The following is an 11,991-nucleotide window of genomic DNA, read 5'->3' as shown; positions in this document are numbered from 1 at the left end:
ATTAAAATAACCACCTACTTCCTATATGTACATAGTGTGCTGTTGTAGATGAAGAGAGATCGAGTTGGTAGTTTAGGAAAACACGTAAGTTAGGGAAGGGATAAATTGAGTATTTTCCCTTAGCGTGGAAGGCATTTTTCGCTACAGAGGTTGCTGAAGATGACCACGATCCTTTACTTGCTAGTAGTGTGGTGAGTACCTTAGGTTTATTTCTATAGATTGTTGGCTGATAGGAAAATTCTAATTCCCATGTTGTGGGGATTTTAGAATATGAAGAACCAGAGAATTCTCCTCCTATAGGTAGGGCAATATTTCTTAGGGGATGTTGATTAGAAAATGTACGTGCATAATCACCTACTTCTTTTATATCTGTTTGCTCTACCTGTAGAGCAATTATTTGCATAAAAGGTGTGATTGAGAAGTCAGAGAAAACATATAGCTCGGGTGCAGCCCAGCCAAATACTGCACATAGAGCATGATTATAAAACTCAGTTTGTGATTTTTGTTGGCCTTGGTTGTAAGAACTTTTCAAATGATGATCTGAATAGCAATATCTAAAAGATGCTGATGTAATTAAAGAATCATTAAACCAGGGAACATGCCAGCAAAGGCTGGCAAGATAGCTGTGGGAGTTACTTTTATGATTCGTTTGATTTTCTAGAGTTTTTCCAATGATTTGAGCAAAAGATAGCGCAAAGCATTGATTTGTTGCTGATGTAGCTTGTCCTTTAACAGCATAACCATAAGCTCGCGAAGAAAATCCTGAATTTCCATATTTATTACTTTGATGAATATAAAGCCCTAGTCCCTCTCCTTCAATAAATGTGCTCTCTTCTAGATTGCTTTTAGGCATAGAAGAGGGGATATTTGCTATAAGGTAGGCAGATTGCCAGAGGAGATTAGGAACAAGATCGCCTTTATATAAAGGGTTGGGTGTGTAGCCTAATGGTGTCCAATCTGCATAAAGGTATCTATGCTTAGTGTTTGCCGTTTCTGCACTAGCATCATTTGTTGCTGTTGTGATCTCTGCCCAATAAGGAGACCAGAGACCTTGATGACCGTAATGTTCACCAGGATTTATCGTTTGGATATTCAGATCTGTAGTTGTAATGGCCTTGGCTGCCGTTTCTGATAGGTGTAGCAAAGCTATACCATTTATAGGCTGTGAAAGATCTAAACTATCGTAGAAATCCTTTTGTTTTCCGTCATAAAGCTCTATAGAGCCCTTTATCGTAATTTCTGCATTAGTATTTTCTATAAATTTATTGTTATTTGTATCTGGATACATCCAGATCATGGGAGGCTCAGATTGAGGATTTAAAACTTCTGGAAGATCAATGAGAAGATTTTTTAGTTGTAAGATACTAGTTTTATCCGAGGAGCTCTTCTCTTGAGTTCTGACAACAGTATTTTTCCCTAAAGCTAGATAGCTAGAATCATCTTGTGTAATTTTATATGCAGAAAGCTGAGCACCACTCTTTATGGCTAGAGTACCGTATTTAACGGTGATTTCTCCAATATAGCTAGTTTGAAAATTCCGTAGATTATCAATCAAAGTAGGCTGTACATGTTTTCCTGAAAATACCACTGCACCCGTATGATGAGCTTCAGGATTGATGGAGAATGAATTTAGATTATTTGTATTTATCGTATCATAGAGACATATTTTATAGTCTTGGCGTGCTCCTAACGATAAGGTATGCGAAGCCCCGAAGTGTGATATGCAACGTACGAGGTGATTACCTTCATTTATAACGTTATTATCAAAAACTATATCGCCATAATCTGCGGATATAGTAGTTGTACCTCCACCATTTTTTACATATAAAGCAGCCCCTTGATGAGCACTATTATTCAAGAAGTATACAGGCCCATTATTTTTGATGGTAAGGCGGGTATAATCTAGCGCCCCTCCATAAGCAGAAGCTAGATTCCCATCGAAGTAAATTGGCCCGGTATTATTTTCTATAGTAATTTGTGAACTAAGTATCCCCCCGCCTCTAGCATATTCATGATCAGCTGTAAAAGGGTTCATACCAGAGATAGGTGCACGATTATTCATAAAAATAATCGTTCCTGTATTGTCTTTAATGGTTGTCGATGTCTCTGCTCGAATAGCTCCGCCTTGTCCGCCATTGTTGATAAAAGTGATTTTCCCCGAATTATTAGCAATTTCACAAGACTCTGTATAAATTGCCCCTCCAAAGCTGGGCAGAAAGGTAGCTAGATTTCCTTCAAAAAGAATATCTGCGGAGTTATTGGAAAGCACACACTTAGTTTCTGCATAAATCGCTCCACCACGATATTTGCAAGTATTAGCAACGAACTCTAAGGATTTTGTATTGTAAGAAGCTTCGAAGTTTTTCGTGGCTATAGAGCCTCCAGAACACGTAGCACTCAATGGTGTAGAAAACGTATCTAAAGAGTTGTTTTTAGAAAAAACAACACTAGTGTTTTTAGATATTAAGACATTTTCTACAGCATAAATCGCTCCACCGTTTTCTAAAGACCTATTGCCTACAAAGAACATGGACTCCAGATTGTTTGTTAGATTCAGCGATTTGCAGGAAACTACGCCTCCCATAGTTTTGTTAGATTGATCAGAAAAGAACTCCGTCTGCAGGTAATTCGATATCGAAAGATCTGTAGAAGTATCCCTTGGAAAACGTTTATCTATTGGGGAGTATTCCTTCATAGGAATAGGAAAATAAAAATCGGAAAGAGAAGAATTATCATCCGTTTTGAAATGCTCTTTTCCATATCCGTAGGAGCAGAAACAAAGAAATAAAACTAAAGAGAGAGGTGCTAAATACATATCTGAGAATATCGTAGGGGATATGATTTCTTGATATATAAAGATTTCTTTGATCTTTGTCTAGCAACTCCTAAAGATATTTACTTTGATAGCAGTGGCTTAGAAAAACACATAGGGTTTTTCTATACTGGTATGGGTAGTTTGTGAGTTAAAAGAATAGCGATTGAGAAAAAGAGAGAAATTCCCCTAGGGCAAAGAAAATTTCTCTCGGTAGGTGTTTAGAATCTTCCTTGCAATCCTGTCGTTATACGATGGCCTGCATAAGATTTTTTCGAATCAAATACGTAATCCACGAATCCTGTTGCATGCTGGGAGAGTTCCACACTGTCATGCATTTGTAGGTAGAATCCGTTACGAGGAATTTGTGCTCCTGTTATAGGAATACTCTCACCATTTGCTAAGACGGTGACTACATTATGAGGATTTATTCTGTAGACATCAGGTTTATAAGCGAGTTTTAGTGTCAGTGTTGAAGGTGCTTTTTTAAATGGTGTGTACCATTCTGAAGTAAATCCTATAGGTAGGGTAATGTTGTGACCACGACCCCTAGAGAAACTACGTGGTAGCGCACCTGTTTCAGAAAATGCATTTTGCCAACCACCCATAAACTCTGCAGATATAAATCCTGAGAGTTCAAAATCACGGGCAACTTTACGTGTGAGAGTGCACCATGTTAAGAACGGATGCTCTACAGATACGGAAGCATAGTAAGTATTGTTATGCCAACGTCCTTTAGATTTTCGGGTTCTTTGGGTGATAGAGTTTATGTAATTTGTTTTCATACGGTTTACTGCGTAACCATACGAGGCTTCCCAGGAGACATTTGTTGCAGTCTTTTCTGTGGCAATAGGAAATTTCCCGAAGAAAGCGATTAAGCTAATTTGCTCTGTGCTATGTGCATCGTAAGGTTTGCTCTTTACTTGTCCATAAAGTTGTCCGAAAGCTAAACCTACAGAAGCATCATCAGGATAATGGATGCCAATAGAGGCTTGATAACCTCCATATCTTCCTCTAAATCCATCATGTGTCTTTTGTACAGGATGACGGACATAACTGCCGATAGCCTTTGCAGAAACAAGAACACCTTCTTGTTCACAAAGGAAGGTTTCTTCTAAGGCTTCTGAGAATGCTTGCGTTGCTAAGAAAGAGGTCCATAGGGTATTGGATACAAGTTCTCCACGACGCTCGGGATCTAAGATATAAGGAGCATGGTATGCTGGATCTGGTTTCCATACAACATAGAGAGTACGGTTATTTGTTCCTGTTGGGATGCCCCCATTGGGTGTAGGAGCTAAGAGAGGTGTATCCCATGTAGATGACCATACTCCTTGATAGCCGTAATGTTGAGAAGTGGCAAGGGTTCCTGTAGTGAAGTTAGTTTTTGTTGGATCACTAGCATTATTACTACTATTACTTGTGAAAGTAGCCATTGGAATAGATAATGAGCCTAGTAATAGAGGGTTATCATAAAGGTCCTCATTATCTTCAGAAACTAATTCTAAAGAACCTTCTAATGTAATTGTCTTACTATTTAGCGTGGTTACAGTAGCAGTGGAGTAATTTGGATTTAGGTAAGATCTAACATCAAAACCTAATTTTTTAATACTAAAGTCTGTAGGAGCTGGTTGGTTTCCATTGGTTGTGAGCATACCAACAGAGGCACCAGAACCTAAAGTTAATCTTCCTGTCTCTGCAGTCAAACCAAGAACATCTACCTTAGCGTTATTGGTTACAATAAGCTGACCATCTCCAATCACAACTTTACCAAATAAAGAAGTCGTAGAGTTTTTTGGATTTAGCTTTTCTGATATGGTAAGCGTCTCTGATGTGAATTTTACTGATCCAGAAAATCCTGCGGAGTTGATGCTAATCGTATCTAAAGTAGTAGGAGTTGTAGTTTTAGGTCCAGGATTTGTAATAGGATCATGGAAGATAATATTAGCTAATCCTGCAGCATTGAGAGAAGTGATTTTAGCATCTCCTTCCACATGTATAGAGTTACGTGTTCCAGGTCGATTATCGAGCATATTGCCTATAAAGACCATATCTCCAGCACTTGATGTTAAACTTAAAGAGGAGGTAGATGGATTGCTAGCGTCCCCAATGGTAGAAGCAACATAGATAGCTCCGCCTTTTTGTGCTCTATTGTTAAAGAACATCATAGGGCCTTTAGAATCTATTGTGAGGACTTTTGCACAAATAGCTCCGCCATTTTCTTTGGCGGAATTTTTATTTAGATATGTATGAGAACTAGTTTGAAGATCACATGTAGTTGCATAAATAGCCCCACCATCTTTTTCGGCAAGGTTATAATTTAAAGTACACTCACCTGTATTATTAAAAAAGGAAACGGATTTTGTTGGTGAACAAATTGCGCCTCCACAACCTGCACCTACAACTGTAGGAGAAGTTGGCTGGGTAGCTAATAGTCCATTTGCCGCGGTATTTCCTGATAGGGTAATCGGCCCTGAGTTGTTCTTAAAGGTGATCGTTCCATCATAAATCGCACCACCACCGCAAGCAGCAAAGTTTTGAGAGAAAGAGATTGTTGCAGAGTTATTCTCGATATTGCAGGTGGCCGCTGTATTATTGAGAAGAGCTGCTCCAAAGTTCCCAGAGTTGCTATCAAAGGTAATGTTGTCACGAATTTTCGTAATATCTAATTTTGCCTCCGTATGAATCGCAGAACCACAGAAACAATTTATCGTAGTCGTTCCAGGAGGAGGAGTAGATGTAGTAACTACAGGAGTATAGGGGGTTCTATTATTTGTAACTATTAGAGACTTCGAGGAAGTAACTGAGATATTTTTCCCTGAGATAAGACCATTCTTTCCTGTAGAGATGTTTTCATTAAGAACAAGCTTAGAAAGACTCGTTAATGTCAAAGCTTCTGTAGCTGAGATTAACGATGCACCTTCTTTCGCAGGAGCTTGACATTGCACAAATGTTAATGAGCGATTTTTTCCAAATATTGTGAAATTCGTGCTCGATCCTAAGAAAGATGAAGGGAATTTAGCTCCGTAGGCATTCTCAATGAAACAATTCGAAGTCAGGTGGAAAGCTTCTCCTATATTATACAAAGGAGGCGTAAGCTTAGCTTGATTTATGGTTTGGGCAGAAACCCACCCCGAGCTGCATAAGCAAGCCAAAAAGCAAAAAGAAGAAGATCTTAAAGAAAGAGGCATGCCTCAACCCTATCGTTAGTAGTATTTAGAATCGAAATTTACTTCCTACATTTATATTGTAGTTGCGTGAGGATCTGCGTAGTTCACAACTACCGTGGCTAAAGATTTCAATATTATTATTCACAGCTGTATGTGTTGATCCTTGCATTAGCAAACCATGTCTATCAAGATTTGTTGCTGGCGTTTTCCAACAAAATCCATTTGCGAGTAATAAAATGTCACATCCTGGATTCCTTCTCCATACATCAGGAACGTAGGATATAGCTAAGCTATAAAAATCCGGATGAGAGTGAGAACGCCTGTCAATTTTAAACCCACAAGGAATCGCTAAGTTGATCAAACGAGAAGAGCAAAAGGAGCGTGCTTCTGCGAGTTTTTCTCTAAAGGAGCCATGTTCAGCATAGCCAAGCTGAACATTCACAAAAGGAACGAATTGATTTAGATGTAATTTAGTAGTTTGTAAAGCAATAGGTAAGCTTCCGCCTACTTCTCCTAGCCAGCAATTGTTATCCCAATTGCCATCTTCTTCAGGGATGAAAGTATAGCGTGTTTTCATATCTTCGTTAGTATGGCTGTAGTTAATTCTTGCAGCAAACGATGTGAAGATAGTGTTGCTTAACTGACGTTTTATTGATAGGTATGCGCTACCTACTATAGCTTGTGATTTTGTTGTGGAGACTACGTAGTCTTTAGACTTACCGAATACCTGGGAGAAGGCTACTCCAAATACAGAATCAGAAATTGTTTGTGAATTTGCTCCAATAACATAACCACCGCTAATACGACGGAAACCGTGAGATACGCTATTACGATCATGGTGGAATACATTAGAAATTCCAGCTACCCATAATCCCTTACCGTAGCCAAAGCCATCACAGCTTGCTGTAGCTAGGGCATTCATAGAGCGTAGATCTATAAAAGCTCCCCATAAGCTATTAGGAACTAAAGATGCTTGACGTTCAGGACTAGGAATAAAACCTGTTTTTGTCCAGGTAGCTTTTAGAGTTTTCTTTTTATTGGCATTAGCATCAGTTCCATTTTCCCAGACAAGTTTCCAAGAACCTTGATAACCATATTGTGGCTCAGTGTCTCCCCTAGGAGTGAGTTGGAAACCGCTTTCTGTTATTTTATTATCATCTTTCGTAGAGAGAGAGAGAACTTTGAGAGTGACTGTATCTTTATTGAAGAGATCATGATTCTCATAAGCAATTCCTGAGAGATCGTCTAGGGATAGATATCCTGTTAATGTAATTGTACCATTTGTACCCTTTACATCAATTTTTGCTCCCTCACCAGCTTCTGTAAGCGAACTGATATTGACATGGAGATCTGTTAATGAAATAGATCCACTATTAACAGTCGGGGTGGCGACACTTCCACCACCTCCTCCGCCACCTCCACCAGCTGTAACACCGCTTGCAGAGTTCTCAGTGGTCGCAAGGGTTGTCCCATCATCCATTAGAAGAATAGAATCGGATTCTTGCTCAAAGGAAATAACAGATAGGCTTGCTTTATCTGCTAGAACAAGTTTTCCACCGCCTAGAACGACTTTCTGATAGATAATTGATTCAAAATTAGCTGTAGTACTAGCACTTTGGCTATCGACCTGAGCTCCTGAAAATAGAATTGTTCCAATATGGTTAGTAAAAGGAGTAGAAGATGTTCTATCTTGATTGATAGTTAGTTTTTTATCATCACTATGAGCTGTATCTGGAATAGTAGTCACAATAGGATCATAGAAACAGAGTTTGTAATTTCCAGATGCTGCTAATAGATTAATTGTTGCTCCCTTTCCTAGGCTAATGGCATTTCTAGTAGTAGTTGCGTCATTGGTTTTTAAATTTTCATAGAAAATCATATCACCATAGTCAGCAGATAAGCTTAAATCCCCATTATCAGGAATATAGATGGCACCACCATCTTTTGAGATGTTGTTTGTAAACACCGTTTTCCCTGAAGAGGTAATACTGACTTTTTTCCCATAAATAGCTCCACCTGCAGTTGCAGCGAAGTTATTCGCGAAGAAGATTTCATTTTGATTGGCTATAGTTAACCCTGTGAATGGAAGAGTATCTGGAGCTGGTGGATTTGGAGTTTGCTGTGTGCAATAAATAGCTCCGCCTTGTCCTAGTACTTCATTATTATCAGCAACTTCAGGAGATGCAGAGTTATTCTGCATAAGCAATTGTGCGTTATTTGTGAAGTTGATGTTCCCCTTGGAATAGACAGCTCCGCCAGATTTAGCGTTATTTGAGTCAAATTGTACAGAGCCATTTCCTGAGAAGCTAATGACAGTATTTACCGGTCCTGCTGGAGTGGTAGGAGGAGGAGCTGGTGGTGGATTTTGTACTGTTGTAGGATCAACTGAATGGATAGCACCTCCGAGTTTCTCGGCAGAGTTAGATCTGAAGAGGATCGAAGGACATTGTGTAACGTTTAGGCTTTTAGATGCACCGATAGCTCCGCCGTTTGCACCGACGTTACTAAGAAATTGCATCGATTTCTTTATATTACTAATCCCTACTACTTGTGCCCAAAGAGCACCACCATTATCAGCAGCGCTATTATTTTTAAATATCAGATTCTGAATATTTTGAAAAAATATAGGAGCCTTGGAATATACCGCCCCACCTTTTGGATTAACTGGGTTAGTAGTGCGAGCCATTAAGGCTACGCAGTTAGAGAAAGACAGGGTGTTCATTCCTGTAATCGTATAAGGGCTTGTATCTGGATCTGCTGTAGGAATAGAGCTTAGTGCAGCACCATTTACCGATGTGCGAAGATTTACAAAGGTTAAATTATGGTTTTTACCCACAATTGTCATGGATCCAATGGAATTGAAAAAGCAGCTTGAAGGTGTTGCTACCATTGAGTTGTCAAGATTTAAAAGATGTAGATTTCCTGACAGTATTGCCGTTGTTCCCTCTGGATTTGATGTAATCGTATAGGGGAACGTATCTCTAAGATTGCCATCATAAATTCCGTGAGGAACCACGATTTCCAAAGAAAAGGCTTGGAATGAACAAGGAAGAGTTAGCGTTGTTGAAATTAGAAACTTACGAAGGGACGCTTTCATTTGCTCAAGAGGATGCAACAAGATTGATTTTGCTAATAAACAAAAAATATTAAAAGATCAATAGGATAGGAAAGCATTTGAATAAAATGCCTATCCTTAAAGACTTTATATTGCTTGATAGTCTGCTGTGAGAACTAGACTTTTCTGTTGATTTTCCCTCTAAGAATGCTTCACTACAAGGAAGATTTCTCTAAAAATACCTAGAGTTGAATGTGAAAGAAATTCAGAAATTTTTTTTGTGAAAAAGTTTTCTGAATTTCTTAAGAGTAAATGATTTTTATACCCATTTCTTAAAATAGGAACTGACTGCCGACATCTCCCGAATAATATTGTGAAGATTTACGTATTTCTGCGCAGAATTTTGAAAATAGGGTGATATTATCCAAAATTGCACAATGCATAGACAGTTGTGTCGATAATGCTTGCCTTGAGAGGTTGGTTCCTGAGGTTTCCCATTTAGCAAAGGGTGTATAGGTAGCTGTAATTGTACAGCAAGGATTCTGACGGAATAGATCTGTAATGAACGCTAACGAAGTTGAATAGAAAATCGGCCAACGTGCAGCGTGTCCTTCCAAACGTACACCAACAGGTAAAGAGACATTGCCTAATTTACTACTAGTAATGTTGTGTTTTTTCTCTCCTTCTTCTTTAAATTTCCTTTGATAAGCATAGATGCCTTGAAGATTCATAAAGGGTAGGATTTGATGAAAGATATTATGCTCTTCATGGAAATCAAAGGATAAAGAAGATCCTAATTCAGCACCTATACAATGAGTATTCCAATATCCTTGAGTAATCTCTGAGGATTTCCGGGTTATTGTGAGCTTGTTTTTACTATGGCTATAAGTTGCTTGAGCACTCAAAATCAGAGAAAGATCCGGAGAGATCTTTTCTAAGAATTCAGGACGAACAAACAAATTTCCTAAAGACCAATTTAGGATAGGCTTTATAGGTGTGCCGTGTTGTACATATATAGAGCCTGCAAGGATGTTCTCACGGTTTTTTGCTAAGGCAGTATCTTTAGAAACCCCAAACATTTGGAAAAAGCCTATATTGAAGATATCTTTAGAAGGAGTTTGTTGTGATAGTCCTAATGCATAGCCTCCGCTAGTATGACGGAACCCGCGGTTATCTTTATGATGGTCTTTATGGAAATATCTAGAGATTTCTGATATCCACAAGCCATTGTGGTATAGGCTACCGTCAGAGACAGTATCCATAAGATTATGGATACCTCGAACATCTACAAAAGCATTCCATAGGCTATTAGGAACTAAAGAGTTTCCTCTAGAGTCGATAAGACGTGGTCGGTAATGTGATGGTGTCCAGACAATATGGGCAAGTTTCTCTGCATTTGTTGTTACATGTTCGCTGATTTTTTTAGGAGCACTCTCTATCCATTCAAGACTCCAGGATCCTTGATAACCGTAAGGGTCAGTTGGAATGCTGAAATGATCAACTTTTATTTGCGCATTATCTAATTCACGGGTTTCAATTTTAAATAGAGGGATTCCTAAAGGTGTTGCTAATTCTAGATTTTCATAAAAATCTTCATCTTGGAGTTTAACGGTTATCGATCCTGATAGAGATAGTGTTTTATTTTCTGATAAGAGTGAAATCTGTCCAGGTTGTCGAAGAGATAGTGATTGGAATTTAATTTTTGAGTCTTTCTGTATCTTATCTAAAAGATTAACCTTTATTGGTATAACTATATTTGAGAAAGTAGCATTTTCTAACGTTCTAAGCATTGTACTTTGATCTAAGACAAATGTTGTATTAGGACGTTGGACAAAAGCTAAAACTGAAAGAATAGCTCCTGAACTTAAATCTAAAGTGCCACCTGCTAATATTACATTTTGTAAGATTCTAGACATATTTATGGAAGCTAGTGAAGCGCATAGATTAAGACAATCTGTTGAAGAGAATACAACAGTACCTTTATGTATATCTCCATGAGATATTTGATTGATAAGCAAAGGAACACTAGATCTAGATGTCGCTGTAATAGCGTCATAGAGTTCAACTACTCTTCCTTCTTTAGCTCCTATAAAGCTAATATAAGCACCATTTTCTAAATGGATTGCATTTTTTTCGATATGTCTCCCTCTTTCTGTAATATTTCCTACGAAAGTGATATCGCCTTCTTCTGCGAATAAAGATAGCTCTCCGTTGGGTGCAATAGAAATAGCTCCACCAGCGGGTCGAGCATGGTCATTTCCAGAAGCTGTATTACCGATAAATAGAGTAGGACCCATAGCTGTTATGTGCATATCTTTAGCATAGATAGCCCCAGCTCCATGTATCGATCTATTATTAGAGAAGGTAATTTTCCTATTTTGAAGAAAAGATAATGAAGATGGATTTTTTGATCCTGGATTAGGTATACAGCAGATAGCCCCACCTTTATTTGATGAGTAACATCCATCAAAAATGATCTCATTGTTAGACTTAAACATGAGAGCCCCTTTAGAAACGATAGCACTTTTTCCTTTTCTTGAGCTTTTAGGTTCTGAAAACCTAATCTTAGAAAAGGATGAGAAAGCGCAGAGAGTCTCCGCAGCATTGAAAATCACTTTCCCTTCGATATCTGGAATAACTTTGTCAAAGATCAAACAGTGATTCTTTCCATTAAATATAAGATGGCCTTTTGTATTTTTAAAACAGCTAGTGTTTCTAGGGTTTGTAGCACAGACATTTCGTATTGAAATGTCTTCTGAGGCAATGTAGGTAGTTCCTTCAGCATTGTCAGAAGCTTTAACAGAGAAAATCGCATTATTTGCGCCATCAAAATTATCAGCAGAAGTGAGTGTTTGTGACACAGCGGAATACGCTTGTGGAAAACACAGGTAGGATATAGTACAGCAGCAAAAAATCCATAGATTAGGTCTTTGCGTCATATGATATTTCAAAAGTAT

At 38.4% G+C, this 11,991-nt stretch carries 4 protein-coding genes; all 4 read right to left on the bottom strand.

Going from position 1 to position 11,991, the window contains the following annotated elements:
* Position 1 precedes the first annotated feature (1 nt).
* The 4 genes from O1W69_RS00070 to O1W69_RS00055 all read right to left on the bottom strand — a co-directional run bounded on the left by O1W69_RS00070 (position 2) and on the right by O1W69_RS00055 (position 11,973).
* Entirely contained in the window at positions 2-2,815 is a 2,814-nt protein-coding gene (locus O1W69_RS00070) for a polymorphic outer membrane protein middle domain-containing protein (protein ID WP_375793525.1), read from the bottom strand.
* A gap of 218 nt (positions 2,816-3,033) precedes the next feature.
* A complete protein-coding gene (locus tag O1W69_RS00065) occupies positions 3,034-6,000 on the bottom strand; it encodes a polymorphic outer membrane protein middle domain-containing protein (RefSeq protein WP_375793524.1) in 2,967 nt (988 codons plus the stop codon).
* 25 nt (positions 6,001-6,025) lie between these two features.
* Positions 6,026-9,076, bottom strand: coding sequence for a polymorphic outer membrane protein middle domain-containing protein (locus O1W69_RS00060; protein WP_375793523.1), 3,051 nt, complete (start codon positions 9,074-9,076; stop codon positions 6,026-6,028).
* A 290-nt stretch (positions 9,077-9,366) separates the two neighbouring features.
* A complete protein-coding gene (locus O1W69_RS00055; protein ID WP_375793522.1) occupies positions 9,367-11,973 on the bottom strand; it encodes a polymorphic outer membrane protein middle domain-containing protein in 2,607 nt (868 codons plus the stop codon).
* Between the last annotated feature and the right edge of the window lie 18 nt (positions 11,974-11,991).

The sequence above is a fragment of the Chlamydia sp. 12-01 genome (genome assembly GCF_042234205.1).
In the GTDB taxonomy this organism is placed as follows: Bacteria; Chlamydiota; Chlamydiia; order Chlamydiales; family Chlamydiaceae; genus Chlamydia.
Note: the sequence above shows the minus strand (reverse complement) of the source record. Positions and strands in the feature narration are given on the sequence as shown.